14 protein-coding genes and 2 pseudogenes are annotated in these 15356 nt (G+C 72.1%); 6 read left to right on the top strand and 10 right to left on the bottom strand.

Annotated features, from left to right (window positions below):
- Positions 1–161: 161 nt before the first annotated feature.
- From OC490_RS11830 to OC490_RS11820, 3 genes and pseudogenes are all read right to left on the bottom strand, one after another.
- Positions 162–881 (bottom strand): annotated as a pseudogene (locus OC490_RS11830) (DMT family transporter); the annotation flags it as partial.
- Between the two features lie 85 nt (positions 882–966).
- Positions 967–1826, bottom strand: a pseudogene (locus OC490_RS11825) (AraC family transcriptional regulator).
- Positions 1827–1875: 49 nt separating this feature from the next.
- Positions 1876–2499, bottom strand: coding sequence for a TetR/AcrR family transcriptional regulator (locus tag OC490_RS11820; RefSeq protein ID WP_262057834.1), 624 nt, complete (start codon positions 2497–2499; stop codon positions 1876–1878).
- Positions 2500–2546: 47 nt separating this feature from the next.
- Between OC490_RS11820 and OC490_RS11815 the strand changes: the two genes are divergently transcribed.
- Both OC490_RS11815 and OC490_RS11810 read left to right on the top strand, forming a co-directional pair.
- Positions 2547–4127 carry an FAD-dependent monooxygenase gene (locus tag OC490_RS11815; RefSeq protein ID WP_262057833.1) on the top strand — a complete coding sequence of 527 codons (1581 nt, stop codon included), beginning with the start codon at positions 2547–2549 and terminating at the stop codon, positions 4125–4127.
- 34 nt (positions 4128–4161) lie between these two features.
- Positions 4162–4707, top strand: coding sequence for a hypothetical protein (locus OC490_RS11810; RefSeq protein ID WP_262057832.1), 546 nt, complete (start codon positions 4162–4164; stop codon positions 4705–4707).
- On the opposite strand, the gene OC490_RS11805 is transcribed toward OC490_RS11810, so the two are convergent.
- Entirely contained in the window at positions 4658–6094 is a 1437-nt protein-coding gene (locus OC490_RS11805) for an RNB domain-containing ribonuclease (RefSeq protein WP_262057831.1), read from the bottom strand. The genes OC490_RS11810 and OC490_RS11805 overlap by 50 nt on opposite strands.
- A 76-nt stretch (positions 6095–6170) precedes the next feature.
- Between OC490_RS11805 and yaaA the strand changes: the two genes are divergently transcribed.
- Entirely contained in the window at positions 6171–6953 is a 783-nt protein-coding gene (gene yaaA / locus OC490_RS11800; protein WP_262057830.1) for a peroxide stress protein YaaA, read from the top strand.
- Positions 6954–7027: 74 nt separating this feature from the next.
- A complete protein-coding gene (gene eda / locus OC490_RS11795) occupies positions 7028–7681 on the top strand; it encodes a bifunctional 4-hydroxy-2-oxoglutarate aldolase/2-dehydro-3-deoxy-phosphogluconate aldolase (protein WP_262057829.1) in 654 nt (217 codons plus the stop codon).
- Here eda and OC490_RS11790 read toward each other — a convergent pair.
- From OC490_RS11790 to OC490_RS11780, 3 genes are read right to left on the bottom strand one after another with little or no spacing between them, the layout of a single operon-like run.
- Entirely contained in the window at positions 7656–8840 is a 1185-nt protein-coding gene (locus OC490_RS11790) for a bifunctional RNase H/acid phosphatase (RefSeq protein ID WP_262057828.1), read from the bottom strand. The two genes, eda and OC490_RS11790, sit on opposite strands and share 26 nt — an antisense overlap.
- 21 nt (positions 8841–8861) lie before the next feature.
- Complete coding sequence (locus OC490_RS11785; protein ID WP_315986672.1) at positions 8862–9605, bottom strand: zinc ribbon domain-containing protein; 744 nt, start codon at positions 9603–9605, stop codon at positions 8862–8864.
- Entirely contained in the window at positions 9602–10498 is an 897-nt protein-coding gene (locus OC490_RS11780; protein WP_262057826.1) for a Nif3-like dinuclear metal center hexameric protein, read from the bottom strand. The genes OC490_RS11785 and OC490_RS11780 overlap by 4 nt, the downstream gene beginning before the upstream one ends.
- A 197-nt stretch (positions 10499–10695) precedes the next feature.
- Here OC490_RS11780 and OC490_RS11775 point away from each other — a divergent pair, with 197 nt between their 5' ends.
- Both OC490_RS11775 and OC490_RS11770 read left to right on the top strand, forming a co-directional pair.
- Positions 10696–11949 (top strand): hypothetical protein, encoded by a 1254-nt coding sequence (locus tag OC490_RS11775; protein WP_262057825.1) that lies wholly within the window; start codon positions 10696–10698, stop codon positions 11947–11949.
- Between the two features lie 125 nt (positions 11950–12074).
- On the top strand, positions 12075–12233 hold the full coding sequence (locus OC490_RS11770; RefSeq protein ID WP_262057824.1) for a hypothetical protein: 159 nt from the start codon (positions 12075–12077) through the stop codon (positions 12231–12233).
- A gap of 72 nt (positions 12234–12305) precedes the next feature.
- On the opposite strand, the gene OC490_RS11765 is transcribed toward OC490_RS11770, so the two are convergent.
- The 3 genes from OC490_RS11765 to OC490_RS11755 all read right to left on the bottom strand — a co-directional run bounded on the left by OC490_RS11765 (position 12306) and on the right by OC490_RS11755 (position 15300).
- Positions 12306–13256 (bottom strand): 3-oxoacyl-ACP reductase, encoded by a 951-nt coding sequence (locus OC490_RS11765; protein WP_262057823.1) that lies wholly within the window; start codon positions 13254–13256, stop codon positions 12306–12308.
- Positions 13257–13283: 27 nt separating this feature from the next.
- Complete coding sequence (locus tag OC490_RS11760; protein WP_262057822.1) at positions 13284–14360, bottom strand: Zn-dependent alcohol dehydrogenase; 1077 nt, start codon at positions 14358–14360, stop codon at positions 13284–13286.
- Between the two features lie 79 nt (positions 14361–14439).
- Positions 14440–15300 carry a MaoC/PaaZ C-terminal domain-containing protein gene (locus OC490_RS11755; protein WP_262057821.1) on the bottom strand — a complete coding sequence of 287 codons (861 nt, stop codon included), beginning with the start codon at positions 15298–15300 and terminating at the stop codon, positions 14440–14442.
- Between the last annotated feature and the right edge of the window lie 56 nt (positions 15301–15356).

Here is a 15356-nt window from a genome sequence, read left to right as displayed (position 1 = left end):
CTGCCCTCCGAGCTGCTCGCCTTCGCACTGCCGCCCTCCGAACCGCCGCCCTCCGCACCGTCACCTTCCGAACCGTCGCCCTTCGGACCGCTCCCCGCCGTCGCCAGCACCGACCCCGCCAGAATCAGCGTGAAGGCCACCCCGATGCCCACCGTCAGGTCCTCGCCCAGGAACAGCGCGCCCGCCGCCACCGCGACCGCCGGGTTGACGTACGTGATCACCGTCGAGCGGGTCGGACCGACCTCCTTGATCAGTTCCAGGAAGGCCACGAACGCCACCGCCGTGCAGATCACGCCCAAACCGGCGAGGGAAGCCAACACCTGAGCCGAGGGCACCGTGGACGGCCAGGTCAAAGCCGCCGCCGGGGCGTAGACCAGCGCCGCCAACGCCAGGCACGGCGCCGTCAGTTGGAGCGTCGGGACGTCCTTCAGGTAGCGCGCTGCTATCAGCGGCGCCGTCGCGTAGCCGAGCACCGTCAGCAGCACCTCCGCCAGTGAGCGCGCGTCGCCGCCCGTCAGGTGCGGGACCGTGAGGACCGTGACCCCGGCCAGGCCCAGCCCCAGGCCGACCACACGCCGTGCACCCAATCGCTCCGCGTCCCCGAAGAACCTCGCCATCAGCACGCCCACGATCGGTACACCCGCGATCAGCAGACCCGCCGTAGAGCTCGACAGGTGCCGTTCCGCGTCCGTCAGCGTGAACCACGGGCCGATGATCTCTATGCACGCGAAGGCCAGCATCGGGCGCCAGTGCGACCGCACCACACGAGTCAGGCCGCCCTGTCGTAGGGCGAAGGGGAGCAGGAGTACGGCGCCCAGGGCGCAGCGTGTGAAGACGACCGTGGACGGGGAGAGCGGGGCGTCCACCGCCACCTTGATCATCAGGTAGGGGATGCCCCACACCACTCCCATCAGGGAGAACAGGAACCAGCCGCGTGCAGTCATACGGCGAGGATGCGCCGCCACCTCATCGGACGTCTTGAACGCTGTTGCGGTACGCCGCCGGGGTCACCCCGAGCACCCGCCGGAACCAGCGGGTCAGATGCGCCTGGTCGGCGAAGCCCACCTGGGCCGCGACCTCGGCGGGCCGACCGCCCGCCTCCAGCAGGCCGCGCGCCCGGGTGACCCGGTACTGGGCGAGCCAGGCGTACGACGGTATGCCCATCGTCGTACGGAAGGCGCGGAGGAGTTGGTAGCGGGACAGGTCGAAGTCCGCCGCCAGGGATGCGAGCGACGGTGGGGTCAGCAGTTCGTCCGCCAAGCGGTCCCTCACCGCGTGCGCCACCCAGGCCGCGCCGACGAGGAGATCCGGTGCCGGACGGGACGTCGAATGCCGGCGGGCCAGGGCCGTGAGCAGCCACGGGAGGCGGGACTCGGCCTCTGGGGGCACCTCCCAGGCCCTTAAGGCACTGGGGGAGGGTCGGGGCAGCGGCTGAGTTCGGTGTGGGCGAGGCGGAGGGCCTGGGCGAGTTCGGTGTCGTCGAGGAGCGGTTCGCGGAAGTGCGGGAGGCCGCCGAGGGTGCCGTCGGTCAGCAGTGCCGGGTCGGCGTAGAGGGCGCGGTAGGCGTAGCCGTCGGTGGTGTTGCCGGGGCCGCCGGTGTGCATTTCGCCGGGGGCCAGTACGACGATGGAGCCCGGGGTCGCGCGGACGTGGCCGCCGCGGTAGTCGATGAGTTCCGAGCCGCCGACGCAGACGCCGATCGTGAACTCCTCGTGGGCGTGCGGGGCGTAGACGTGCCGGTCGAAGCGGGCGGTCAGGAGGTCGAGCGGCGGGCCGCAGTGGCCCAGCCTCGCCCTCGTCCACAGGGCCTGTTCACGTGCGCTCACCGGCCGCACCCCCTTTCCTCCACAGGGTGCAACGCTCCGGGGGCTCGTGTCATGCCGGGGTGAGCGCCCGCTCCAGGATGTCGAAGGCCGCGTTCATCCGGGCGCGGTGGTCCTCGGCCGTCGCTTCCCCGCGTTCGCCCGCGAGCAGGCGGCGCGCGGTGGTGACGTACACCGATCGGTACGCGGCGACGATCAGGGCTGCGGCCAGGGCCGGGTCGGGGGTGTCCGGGGCGGTCTCGGCGAGGGCGTCGGACAGGGCGTTCTCGATCTCCTCCAGGCCTTCGCGGGCCCGGGCGCGCAGGGCCGGCGAGTCGATCACGACCTGCCAGAAGTCCGGGAAGTTGTCGTTGGGTCCCGCCAACGGGTGGTGCTGGTCGCGGAGTTCGAGCGAGAGGCGGCGCAGCGCGGCGAGCGGGGTCTCGCCCGGGGCACGGTGGCGTACCGCCCCGCTGAGCACCTCGACCGCCTCGGGGATGCGGTCGAGGAAGAGGTCCTCCTTGCGCGGGAAGTAGTTGAAGACGGTCATCGTCGACACCTCTGCGGCGCGCGCGACCTCCGCCACCGACACCCCGTCGAAGCCCCGCTCCTTGAACAGGCCAGTGGCGACGTTCGAGATCCGCTGCCGAGTCGCCCGCTTCTTGCGCTCTCTAAGCGAGAGCTCACCATCGCTCATGAGAACAGTGTAGCGAACATAATTTTTTAGTGACTACACTCATAGCCATGGACACCGAGAACACTCAGAACACCGAAACGAACTACGACGTCGTCGTCGCCGGAGCCGGCCCCGTGGGCCTGCTGCTCGCCGCCGAGCTGACCCTCGGCGGAGCCCGCGTGCTGGTCGTCGAGCGGCTGGCCGAGGTGGACGAGACGATCAAGGCCGGCGGCCTCAACTCCACGACCACCGTGGCCCTTTACCGGCGCGGACTCCTCCCCGATCTGACCCGGATACACGAGGAGGCGATGAACCGCTTCAAGGAGTTCACGCGGACGCACGGCGGGGGCGACAACAACCCCGTTCCGCCGCCGAAGTTCGCCGGGCACTTCTCCGGGATCATGCTGCGGGCCGATCTGCTCGACGAGTCGGACCCGGCCTTCGCCGGCCTCGGCCCGGTCGACCGCGTCGGACTCGTCCCGCAGGCCCCGTTGGAGCGGCTGCTCGGCCGGCACGCCAACGAACTCGGCGTCGAGGTGCGCAGGCAGGTCGAGTTGACCGGCTTCGACACCGACGAGGACGGGGTGACGGTCCGCCTCGCTCCCACTGACGGTTCCGCGCCGTACGCCGTACGGGCCGGCTGGCTGGTCGGCTGCGACGGTGGCCGCAGTCTCGTGCGCAAGCTCAGCGGGATCGAATTCCCGGGCACCGCACCGGAGATCACCGGCTACCAGGCCATCGCCGACATGACCGGCACCGAGCCGCTGCGCGGCGGCTGGAACACCACCGACGTGGGGACGTACGCCTTCGGCCCGTTGCCGGGACGGATCCTCGCCGTCGAGTTCGACGGACCGCCCGCCGCCCGCCAATCCCCCGTCACCGCCGAGGAGTTGCAGGCGAGTGTGCGCCGGGTGACCGGCGTCGACGTCACCGTGCACAAGGTCCACTCCTCGACCCGGTTCACCGACAACTGCCGTCAGGCGGACACCTATCGCGCGGGCCGGGTGCTGCTCGCGGGCGACGCGGCGCACGTCCACTCGCCGTTCGGCGGGCAGGGCCTCAACCTCGGTGTCGGGGACGCGATGAACCTCGGTTGGAAGCTCGCCCTGGTGGTGAGCGGCCGTGCACCGGTCGACCTGCTCGACACCTACACCGCGGAACGGCATCCGATCGGCGCCTGGGTGCTCGACTGGACCCGCGCCCAGATCGCGGTGATGCGCCCCGAGCCGCACTCCCGGGCCCTGCGCGAGGTGGTCACCGACCTCGCGGGGACGGTCGACGGGACCACGTATCTCGTCAAGCGGATCTCCGGCGTCTGGCAGCGCTACGACCTCCCCGGCGACCACCCGCTGACCGGCCGCAGCGCCCCCGACCTCGAACTCGCCGACGGCACCCGCCTCGCCGACCACCTCCACAACGGCCGGGCCCTCCTCCTCGACCTCGCCGACGACCCGAAACTCCGGGCCCGCGCGGACGGCTACGAGGGTGTGGTGGACGTCCTCACCGCCTCCTGTCCCGGGCGGCCGGAACTCGCCGCCCTGCTGGTGCGGCCGGACGGGTTCACGGCCTGGGCGGCGGACACGGACGGCACAGAGGACGATCCCTCGGACGCGCTGCGGCTGTGGCTCGGCGCGCCGGTTGGTGCTTGACCCTGCCGCGACGTCAGCATCTGCACTGGAGTTCATGAGGACCAACTGGGCAGGCGGCGGGCGGTTGTTCGGGTATGCGCGGGGGCGCCGGTCCCTGCTGGCCGGGTCGGCGCTGGCGTGCGTGCTGGAGATGCTCACCATGTCGGTGCTGCTGCGGAACTGGCCGGTGCTCCAGCAACTGGTGCCGGTTCTGGGGCTCTGCGCGGTCGGGGCCGTCGGCGCCCTGCACGCGTCCTCCGCGGCCCGACCGCACCTGCTGGACACGGACGCGGAGCCGGGCTCGCTGCGGCTGCGCCGGACGGCCCGCGCCGACCTGGTCGTCCCGCTGGATCATGTCGCCTCGGCCGAGGGCGAGTTGCGCACGGCCCGCCGCCGGGGCGCCGGCGAACTCGATCTCCCGGTCGGCTTCCGCACCACCGTCACTCTCCAACTCACCGAGCCCGTAATCCACTTCACCTTCCTCGGCCGCCGACAGGAGGTCGGCACCGTCCGCTTCCACGCCGACGACGCCGACACCCTCGTAGCGGCGATCAAGCAGGCGCGAACCGTACCTTCGACGTCCCCGGGTCCGCCTGCGTGAGCCGGACCCGCAACCGCTCCCCCAGCGGCAGCGGAGTCGCACCGCCCTCCAGGCGGGCGACGACGGCCGGAGCGTCCAACTGCACCTTCCCTACGGTGGGTTGACGCTCCTCCACATCGACGACGCAACCGTCGAAGAGGTCGCCGACACGGTCCTTCAACAGCGCGGCCTCGACGATGTCGACGCACTCGCGCTCGACGGTTCCGGCGAGCCGGCTGCCGTCCGCCATCTCCTTGGGCAGAGCGTCGAGGCCGGCCAGGACCCAGGCGGGCGGGGACGCGGGCGAGAGGCAGATCTCGGCGGCGTAGCGGTCGACCAGCCGTCGTAGCGGAGCCGTGCAGTGGGTGTAGGGGGCGGCCACCGCCGCATGGGTGGTGATGGCGGGGAGGTCGCCGTTCCTGAAGACCGTGTAGCCCGCGCCGCGCAGCAGGGTCGTGCACTCCTGGAGGAAGGCCGCGTGGTGCGGGAGGTGCGGGTCGAGGGAGCGGATGAGTGCGGCGTACGACATGTGGTGCGGCCAGTCGATGCGCAGGGCGTGCGCGGTGCGGTGGAGGCGGCCGACGGCGCCGTCAGGGGCGGCGGGCAGGGTACGCAGGACGCCCGTGCCGTGCGCGAGCATCAGGTCGGCGGCGGCCATGCCGGTGAGGAGGGAGATCTGGGCGTTCCAGCCGTCGGCGGGGAGCGGGGCGCGGTAGGCGAGTTCGTAGGTGTGGTCGCGCTCGAAAATCTCCTGTTCGGGCACGTTGAGGGAGATGCCGCCGCGCTCCACCTCCAGGCGTTCGCGCGCCTCGCCGATGTCCTTGAGCAGCGCGACCGGTTCCTCGGCGGTGCCCGCGTCGATCCGTCGCTGCACGGTCGCGTAGTCGAGCTTGGCCCGGCTGCGGACGAGGGCCCGGCGGACGTCGACGGCGCCCGTACGGCCGTCCGCGTCCAGGTCGATCGTCCACAGCACCGCCGGCCGGGTCACGTCCGGCAGCAGACTCGCGGCGCCCTCGCTGAGCAGGGGCGGGTGCAGCGGGGTCTTCTCGTCGGGGAAGTAGAGGGTGGTGACGCGGCGGTGGGCCTCCGCGTCGAGCGCTCCGCCGGGTACGACGAAGGCGGCGACGTCGGCGATGGCGTACCGGACGCGGAAACCGCCGCCCGCCCGGCGGGACAGGTGCATCGCCTGGTCGAGGTCCATCGACGTGGGCGGGTCGACGGTGAAGAAGGGGATGGCGGTCGCGTCCTCGCGGTCGGCCGGTGCGGGGGCCTTCGCCGCCCGTTCCGCCTCGGCCACGACCTCCGGCGGGAAGCTCTCGGGTACGCCGAGTTCGGTGCGGAGCGCGGTGAGGGCGGCGCGGAGCGGGGCTTCGGGGGTGCCGGTCACCCGGATGCGGCGGCGGGGCATGACACGAGCGTAGGCACAATCCGCCCGGCCGCACCCTTTACGCTGGCGCAGCACCCACCGTAAGGAGAAACCCACCGTGCTCGTCCTGCTGCCGCCCTCCGAAGGCAAGGCCTCCTCCGGCCGCGGTGCCCCGCTCAAGCCGGAATCGCTGTCGCTGCCGGGACTCGCCGACGCCCGCGCGGCCGTACTCGACGAACTCGTCGACCTGTGCGCGGCCGACGAGGACAAGGCACGCGAGGTGCTCGGACTGAGCGAGGGCCTGCGCGGCGAGATCGCGAAGAACGTCGACCTGCGGACCGCCGGCGCGCGACCCGCCGGGGAGATCTACACGGGTGTCCTCTACGACGCCCTCGACCTGGCCTCCCTCGAACCGGCCGCGAAGAAGCGCGCCGCACGCTCGCTGCTGGTGTTCTCCGGGCTGTGGGGCGCGGTGCGGGTGACGGACCGGATCCCGTCGTACCGCTGCTCGATGGGGGTACGGCTGCCCGGGCTCGGGGCGCTGGGCGCGCACTGGCGGGCACCGATGGCGGCCGCGCTGCCCGAGGCCGCCGGGAACGGACTCGTGCTCGATCTGCGGTCCTCGGCGTACGCGGCGGCGTGGAAGCCGAAGGGCGAGATCGCGGGGCGGACGGCGACCGTACGGGTGCTGCACGCGCCGACCCGGAAGGTCGTCAGCCACTTCAACAAGGCGACGAAGGGGCGGATCGTGCGCAGCCTGTTGAGCGCCTCGGCTGCGCCCGGGACACCCGCCGAACTGGTCGACGCGTTGCGGGGGCTGGGGTACGAGGTGGAGGCGGCGGCGCCCGGGCAGGCGGGGCGGGCCTGGTCGCTGGATGTGCTGGTGGACGAGATTCACTGAGTGCCCGCCGAGCCTGCGTTGCAGTATGCGCAATGAGCTTTGCGTGTACTGCATCGGCTCGGCAGGATGAGGCCATGTCTTCCTCGCCGCTGCCTTCCTCCTCCCTGCTCGATCTCGCTCCCGTGCTGCCCGTCGTCGTGATCGAGGACGCCGCCGACGCCGTACCGCTCGCGCGGGCGCTGGTCGCCGGAGGGCTGCCGGCGATCGAGGTGACGTTGCGGACGCCGGCCGCGCTGGAGGCGTTGCGGGCGATCGCGGGTGAGGTGCCGGGGGCCGTGGTCGGGGCGGGGACCGTGCTGACTCCGGGGCAGGTGAAGGAGTGCGTGGCGGCGGGGGCGCGGTTTCTTGTGAGCCCGGGGTGGACGGATCTGCTGCTGGAGGCGATGCAGGGGTCCGGGGTGCCGTTCCTGCCGGGGGTGTCGACCACGTCGGAAGTCGTGGCGCTGCTGGAACGCGGGGTGCGGGAGATGAAGTTCTTCCCGGCTCGGGCGGCGGGCGGTACGGCGTATCTCCGGGCGCTGGCCGGGCCGTTGCCGCAGGCGCGGTTCTGTCCCACCGGCGGGATAGGGGTCAACTCCGCGCCGGACTACCTGGCGTTGCCCAACGTCGGCTGTGTGGGCGGGAGTTGGATGATCCCGGCGGACGCGGTGGCCGCGCGGGACTGGCGGCGGATCGAGGCGCTGGCCCGCGAGGCGGCGGCGCTCAGCGCAGGTGGGACGTGTCGTTGAACAGCCGTACGCTCGCGTTGCCGTCCGCGTAGTACGCCACCGCGGAGAGGGAGGCGGCCGAGAGTTCCATGCGGAACAGGGACTCCGGCGGGGCGCCCAGGGCGAGTTGGACGAATGTCTTGATCGGGGTGACGTGCGTGACGAGCAGGACCGTGCGGCCCGCGTAGGCCGCGATCAGCTTGTCGCGGGTGGCGGCGATACGGGTCGCCGTGGCCGCGAAACTCTCGCCGCCGCCGGTGGGCCGGACCGTGGGGTCGGCCAGCCAGGCGGTCATGTCATCCGGGTAGCGCTCGCGGACCTCGCCGAAGGTGAGTCCCTCCCAGGCGCCGAAGTCCGTTTCGCGCAGGCCCTCTTCGATCGTCACGTCCAGACCGAGGCGTTCCGCCACGGCCGCTGCGGTCTCGCGGGTGCGGGTGAGGGGGGACGCGATGATGTGCTGGATGGTGCCGCGGGCCGCCAACTCGGTTGCCGCGCGGGCGGCTTGGTCCTGGCCCACGGGTGAGAGGGAGGGGTTGGTACCGCCGCTGCCGGAGAAGCGCTTCTGGGGGGTGAGGGGGGTTTCGCCGTGGCGGAGGAGCACGAAGGTGGCGGGGGCGCCCAGGTCCGCGGGGGCCCAACCCGCACTGGGGGCGGCCACGTTGCGGGCGGCTCGGACGTCAGTCTCGTCGGTTGTCGTCATAGTGCGGGTGAGTGGGGGCTGGTCGCGCCCGCGCGGCGGAGCCGCAGATGTGACAGCCCCGCGCCCCTGGATGGGCTGCGCCCCGTCCATGGCCTCATTCGCCAGCCTGTCCGCGTGTTTGTTCTTCTCCCTCGGGATCCACTCGTACGTCACCTGCCCGACCGGGAACACCGAACCCGCCTCCGCCGCCAAGGGCTTCATGTCGGGGTGTTTGATCTTCCAGCGGCCCGACATCTGTTCCACGACCAGCTTGGAGTCCATGCGGACGTGGATGTGGGCGGACGGGTCCAGGGTGTGGGCGGCGCGGAGGCCCGCGATCAGGCCGCGGTACTCGGCGACGTTGTTCGTGGCGACGCCGATGTACTCGGCCGCCTCCACCAGGGTCTCCCCCGTCGTCGCGTCGATGACCACGCTGCCGTAGCCCGCCGGTCCCGGGTTGCCCCGGGAACCGCCGTCGGCCTCGACGATGAACTCCCGCACCGCGAACGCTCCTTGGAAGACTTACAGACCCGACTCGGACGTGCGCACCAGGATGCGGCGGCAGTTCTCGCAGCGGACCACCGTGTCGGGAGCCGCCGCGCGGACCTCGTTGAAGTCGGTGATGGCGAGCTCCTGGCGGCAGCCCTGGCAGGTGCGCTGGTACAGCTTGGCCGCGCCGATGCCGCCCTGCTGCTGGCGCAGCTTGTCGTAGAGCTTGAGGAGGTCCGCGGGGATGGTGGCCGCGATGACCTCGCGCTCCTTCTCGGCCTTGGCCTCGTCGGCGTCGAGGGTCTCGGTGGCGGCGTCGCGGCGGGCGGTCGCGTCGTCGATCTTGCCCTGCACGGCACCGACCCGCTCGGTCAGTTCGGCGGTGCGCTCCTGTGCGGACTCACGGCGCTCCATGACTTCGAGGACGATGTCCTCCAGGTCGCCCTGGCGCTTGGCGAGGGAGACGATCTCGCGCTGGAGGTTCTCCAGGTCCTTGGGAGAGGTGACGGCACCGGAGTCGAGGCGCTGCTGGTCGCGCGTGGCGCGCTGGCGGACCTGGTCGACGTCCTGCTCGGCCTTGGTCTGCTCGCGGGCGCAGTCGCTCTCCTCGGTCTGCACGGCCACGAGCAGGTCGCGCAGCTGGGTGAGGTCCTTGGTCAGCGCGTCGATCTCGGCGTGCTCGGGCAGGGAGTTGCGCTTGTGCGCGAGCTGCGAGAGGCGTACGTCGAGGGCCTGGACGTCGAGAAGTCGGATCTGGTCGGCGGGCGCGGCGTTCAGTTGGGGGCTCCCAGTGAGTCAGGTGTGGCGGCGGACGCCGCGTGGGCGGTCCAGGGGTCGGTGACCGTCTTGGAGACGTGGACCCTGAGGCCCCATCCCTCGCGGTCGGAGATCTCGTCGAGCTGGGCGGCGGCCAGCTCGCACCAGGGCCACTCGGTGGCCCAGTGCGCCGCGTCGAGCAGCGCGAGAGGACGGTGGGCGCGATCCGCAATGAATTCTGCCGCCGGGTGGTGGCGGAGGTCCGCGGTCAGGAAGGCGTCCACGCCGGCCGCGCGTACGTCGTCGAAGAGGCTGTCGCCGGAGCCGCCGCTGACGGCGACCGTGCGGACCAGGGCGTCGGGGTCCCCGGCCACGCGGATGCCCTGCGCGGTGGCGGGCAGCCGTTCGGCGGCACGGGCGGCGAGTTCGCGGACGGTCAGGGGGTGGTCCAGCTCACAGACGCGGCCCAGGCCCCGGCGGCCGTCCGGGTCGGTGCGGTCCGGTACGAGGGGTCGTACGACACGGAGGTCGAGCGCGCCCGCGAGGGCGTCGGAGACTCCCGGGTCGGCGCGGTCGGCGTTGGTGTGGGCGACGTGCAGCGCGATGTCGTGCTTGATCAGGGTGTGCACCACGCGGCCCTTGAAGGTGGAGGCCGCGACCGTGGTCGTACCGCGAAGGTAGAGGGGGTGGTGGGTGACCAGGAGGTCGGCGCCCAGTTTCACGGCCTCGTCGACGATCTCCTGGACCGGGTCCACGGCGAACAGCACGCGCGTGACGTCCTGTTCCGGGTCGCCCACGACGGTGCCGACCGCGTCCCAGGACTCGGCCCGTTCGGCGGGCCACAGGTTCTCCAGCGCGGCGACGACTTCGGACAGGCGGGGTGCGGACTGACGGGATACGGGCTGACGGGGCACGGGCAAAGGCTACCTGGCCGCACTGCGGGGCTGAACCGCTGAAGCGGCCGTAGACGGGCTACGGCCCCGTTCAGCACACGCGCCCCGGATTCCTCAGGCGAATCGTTACTTGGCCACCCTTATGTGTGATGAGGCTGCTCATCGGTCCCACGTCCGTACGTACGAAAACTAGTTTCGTGGCTGGAGGTGACCGAACCATGACGGCCTGTGCGATCGAGCCCACGGCGGCGGACGAGGACGGGGACGAGTGCGGGGACCCGCGGACCGATGGTGTCGCGGGCACCGCGTGCGCGATCAGCGCGGACGGGGCGTACGCGGCCCGCCTCGCGCCGGCCGGCGACTGCCTGTTCCCGGAGCGGTGGACCCTGGACGGCCCGGAGCCGTACGCGGTGCCGCTGCCCGGCAACCAGCCGGAGGAGCCCGGCAGCGAGGTGCAGCCGATGGGCGACGGGCGGGTGCTCATCCGGCGGCTGGTCGACGGGCGGCACACGTTCTCGCTGCTCTACCCGACCGGCCCGGGCACCGGTGAGCTGCCGCTCGGCGCGATCGAGTGCCCGGACCCGGACACCCGGCTGCGGCTGCTGCCGCCGGCGCCGGGCGGCGAGAAGGCGTACGCCCTCGCCGTGGGCCGGCGCTCCACCGCCGTGTGGCTGGTGGCGGGCGGGGCGTTCGGTCCTGAGCATCTCGCGATGGTCCCGGGGCGCTGTTCGGGCGGGGTGTGGCTGGACCGGGCGGGGCGGATGCTGGCGCTGGACCGGGAGGTCGGCGGGCGGACCAAGGCGATCGTGGTCGACCTGGAGCGGGACGGGGAGGTGTCGCCGCTGCTGCAGATCGCCGCGGACAGCGACGACCGGCTGCTCGCCGCCGATCCCGACAGCGGGCTGCTCCTCATCCGCTCGGACGCGCCGTCGCCCGGACGGGAGGAGCGGCTGGGCTGGGGGGTGATCGGCTCCACGCTGCCGGTGCGCTTCCCGGAGTGCCTGCGGGTGCCGGACTGCACGGTGACGCCGTTCGCGATCCAGCCGGGGCAGGTGCTGATGCCGGAGAACTGCGGGGTGGCGCTGCGCATCGACGGCCCGGCCGGCACCTGGTTCGCCGTATGGCGGCCCGCGGACCGGCAGCTGCTCCAACTCCCGGCGCCCGAGGGGTGGTTGGCGGGCGCTGGGCTGTGGAGCGAGGACGGGGTGCTGCAACTGCCGTACGCCACACGGGACGAGCCGTGCGGTGTGCTGCGGTTGGCGGTGCCCAGGGGGGCGGGGGTAGCGGGGGAAATGGGGGGTACGGGGGATGCACGCCCGGGGGATCCGGTTCGGGAGGGGACGGTGGGTGCGCCTGGGGAGGCCGCGCCCGAGCCGTCGCAACCGTCCGAACCGGATCCCCCGGTGCCGGTCGCACCGCGTCCGGTGCCGTTGCGGGAGGCGCCGCTCAAAGGCCGGGTGGCGGTCGGGTAACAAAGTGGTGCGGCTCGGTAACGAAGTCGTTCCGGACGGCGGTCCGCCTCGCGTCGGCCCCGGAACGGCTGGATAAGATCGCCGAGCTGTATGAAGGATCTTGTTACTACGGGGTGAAGTTTCCGATGAACGACACGAGCACCGCACAGACGATGTCCGCCGACTCCCAGGACACCTCCGGCCACGGCAAGCACCGGGGCCCGGTCTCGGCGCAGGACGGCGATTCGGCCGCCCACGGCCGTCACCGCAAGCCGTCCGAGCAGTCCGACTACGCGAACGTCTGACGGTACGTCAGACGGCTTGCGTCACTTGACGCGACACGGCCCCGCTCGTCTCCGGACGGGCGGGGCCGTTTCTCATGCGGTGCCCGGCCCCCGCTTGAGCCCGAGCACCTCGGCCGCCGCGAACGTCTCCCCCGCCGGCCGCCGGGCGTAGTGCGGAGTGAGTACGGCGTCCAGTTCGTCGTATGTGAAGGTGTCCTGTTTGCTGTCGAACTTGGCCTGTACGTGCGGGCGTTCGACGATCGCGACCATGCCGCCGTGGACGACGAGCAGCTGTCCGTTGATCCGTGCGGCGGCGGGTGAGGCCAAGTAGCCGACGAGCGGGGCGACATGCTCGGGGGCGAGTGGGTCGAGGCCGTCGTCGGGCTCCTGGAAACCGGCGAAGACGTCCTCCGTCATCCGGGTGCGGGCGCGCGGGCAGATGGCGTTCGCGGTGACGCCGTACTTGGCCAGCGCGAGGGCCGTGGAGGTGGTCAGGCCGACGATTCCGCCTTTCGCCGCCGCGTAGTTGGGCTGTCCCGCGGAACCGGCGAGGAAGGCCTCGGACGAGGTGTTCACGATCCGCCCGTACACCGGCGCGCCCGTCTCCTTGGCCCGCCGGCGCCAGTGCGCGGACGCGAAGTGGGTCGTGTTGAAGTGGCCCTTGAGGTGGACCCGGATCACCGAGTCCCACTCGCCCTCCGTCATGGAGAAGACCATGCGGTCACGGAGGATGCCCGCGTTGTTGACGAGGATGTCGAGCCCGCCGAGCTCGTCGATCGCCAACTCGACCAGCTCGCTCGCCTGTTGGGTGTCGGCGACATCCCCGGTGTGGGCGACGGCCCGGCCGCCCGCCGCGCGGATCTCGGCGGCGACCCGTTCGGCGGGGCCCGCGGAGGCCTCGCCGGAGCCGTCCCGGCCCGGCTGTCCGTAGTCGTTGACGACCACGGCCGCGCCGAGCCGGGCGAGTTCGAGCGCCTCGGCCCGGCCGAGCCCGCGTCCGGCACCGGTGACGATCGCGACGAGGCCCTCAAGTGGCTGTGACATCAAGGTCCTTTCAGTGGAAGAGGCGCCTCAGATCTCGATGCAGGTACGCAGGGCCGTCCCCGAACGCATCTGGTCCAGAGCCTCGTTGATGTCGCTCAGCGGCACCCGGTGGGTGATCAGACCCTCCAGGTCGACGCGGCCCGCCCGCCACAGGGCGATCGTGCGCTCGTAGGAACGCAGCACGTCCCCGCCCCCGTACATCGAGGGCAGGATGCGCTTCTCGTCGAAGAACAGCTCGAACATGCTGAGTTGGAGATAGTCGTCCAGCGCGCCCGCGCCGACCACGACGAGGGTGCCGCCGCGGCGGGTGTTCTCGTAGGCGGTGCGGGCGGTGGCGGAGCGGCCGACGACCTCGAAGACGTAGTCGAAGCCCTCGCCGGCGGTGACCTCCTGCTTGGCGGCGGGCAGCTCGTCCGGTGAAACCGCCCTGGTGGCGCCGAACTTGAGCGCGGACTCGCGGCGCGAGGCGACCGGGTCGACGGCGACGATCTCGGCGGCGCCCTTGAGGCGGGCGCCCTGGATCGCCGAGATGCCGACACCGCCGCAGCCGATCACGGCGACCGACGAACCGGCCTCCACATCGGCGGTGTTGAGGGCGGCGCCGAGTCCGGTGGTGACACCGCAGCCGATGAGGGCGGCGATGTCGAAGGGCACGTCGTCGGGGATCGGCACCGCGCAGCCCGCGTCGACGACGACCTCCTCGGCGAAGGTGCCGGTGCCCGCGAAGCCGAACACATCGCCGCCGGGGCGCCTGAAGTTGGGGGTGCCCGCGTTCATGAACCCGGCCAGACACAGCTGGGTCTGGCCGCGCTTGCAGGCAGCGCACACACCGCAGGCCGGCAGCCAGCAGACGACGACCCGGTCACCGGGCTTCAAGTGGCCGACGCCCTCGCCGACTTCGAGGATCTCGCCCGCGCCCTCGTGCCCCGGGACGAAGGGCGCGGGCTGTGGCAGTACACCGGCCATCGCGGACAGGTCCGAGTGGCACAGCCCCGTGGCGCGCACCCGGATCCTGACCCGGCCGGGCCCGAAGCCCGTCGTCTCGACGTCGTCGAGGACTTCCAGTTTGTCCTGGCCTATCTCGTGCAGTACGGCTGCGCGCATGGGGCGCTCCCCTCAAGTCCGGCCTGGTGCAGGAGTGTTCAGCGGTCAGAGGTGGTCAGCGATCGGAGGTGTCCGGCGGTCAGGAGTGCTCGACGACCGTGTCGGCCAGGACGGGCGCGTCGTCGCGCTCCACGGCGCTCACCGCGACCCGCAGCCCGGTGTCGCCCTGGCGCCACACGCGGATGCGCAGCGTCTCGCCGGGGAAGACGACTCCGGCGAACCTGGTGTCGTAGGAGCGCACCCGGGTCACATCGCCGTCGAGCAGGGTGTCGACGACCGCCTTGAGCGTCATGCCGTAGGTGCACAGCCCGTGCAGGATGGGCCGGTCGAACCCGGCGAGCTTGGCGAACTCGGGGTCGGCGTGCAGCGGGTTCCAGTCGCCGGAGAGGCGGTAGAGGAGTGCCTGGTCCTCGCGGATGGTGCGCTCAACCACCTTGTCGGGGGCGCCCGTCGGTGCTTCGAGGCGGGTGGAGGGGCCGCGGTCGCCGCCCCAGCCGCCCTCTCCCCGTACGAAGATCTGCGCGTCGTTGGTCCACAACGGGCCGTCGGCGTCGGCGACTTCGGTGCGCATGACGAGGACGGCCGCCTTGCCCTTGTCGTACACGGCGGCGATGTGGCCGGTGCTGGTCGCGGTGCCCTTCGCCGGGATGGGCCGGTGCAGGCGCAGGGACTGGCCGCCGTGCAGGACGCGGGCGAGGTCGACCTCGATGCCGGGCATGGACAGGCCGCTGATCACACCGGGGGAGCCGTTGCCCGCGACGGTGGCGAAGCTGGGCAGGACGTGCAGCCGGGACTCCAGGGTGTAGCGCAGCTCGTCGGGGTCGGTCGCCGGGGTGCCCGCGCCGAGGCCGAGGTGGTAGAGCTGGACGTCCTTGGTGTTCCAGGAGATCTCGCCGGTCCGGGGTTCGGCCGCGAGGGCCAGGGCTGCGTCGATGGGCATGGGGCTCCTGATCGCCGGTGGTCGAAGACCTCGGTGCGGCCGTCCGCACCGTCGGC

The sequence above is a fragment of the Streptomyces sp. STR69 genome (genome assembly GCF_024519455.1).
GTDB lineage: Bacteria > Actinomycetota > Actinomycetes > Streptomycetales > Streptomycetaceae > Streptomyces.
This window is presented reverse-complemented; position numbering and strand designations above follow the sequence as displayed.

Excerpts from the sequence above, each read along its gene's own strand:
- OC490_RS11765 (WP_262057823.1), bottom strand. The coding sequence starts at position 13,256 with ATGTCACAGCCACTTGAGGGCCTCGTCGCGATCGTCACCGGTGCCGGA.
- OC490_RS11755 (WP_262057821.1), bottom strand. The coding sequence starts at position 15,300 with ATGCCCATCGACGCAGCCCTGGCCCTCGCGGCCGAACCCCGGACCGGC.
- OC490_RS11820 (WP_262057834.1), bottom strand. The coding sequence starts at position 2,499 with ATGAGCGATGGTGAGCTCTCGCTTAGAGAGCGCAAGAAGCGGGCGACT.
- OC490_RS11770 (WP_262057824.1), top strand. The coding sequence starts at position 12,075 with ATGAACGACACGAGCACCGCACAGACGATGTCCGCCGACTCCCAGGAC.
- OC490_RS11805 (WP_262057831.1), bottom strand. The coding sequence starts at position 6,094 with ATGCCCCGCCGCCGCATCCGGGTGACCGGCACCCCCGAAGCCCCGCTC.
- eda (WP_262057829.1), top strand. The coding sequence starts at position 7,028 with ATGTCTTCCTCGCCGCTGCCTTCCTCCTCCCTGCTCGATCTCGCTCCC.
- OC490_RS11815 (WP_262057833.1), top strand. The coding sequence starts at position 2,547 with ATGGACACCGAGAACACTCAGAACACCGAAACGAACTACGACGTCGTC.
- OC490_RS11775 (WP_262057825.1), top strand. The coding sequence starts at position 10,696 with ATGACGGCCTGTGCGATCGAGCCCACGGCGGCGGACGAGGACGGGGAC.
- OC490_RS11810 (WP_262057832.1), top strand. The coding sequence starts at position 4,162 with ATGAGGACCAACTGGGCAGGCGGCGGGCGGTTGTTCGGGTATGCGCGG.
- OC490_RS11760 (WP_262057822.1), bottom strand. The coding sequence starts at position 14,360 with ATGCGCGCAGCCGTACTGCACGAGATAGGCCAGGACAAACTGGAAGTC.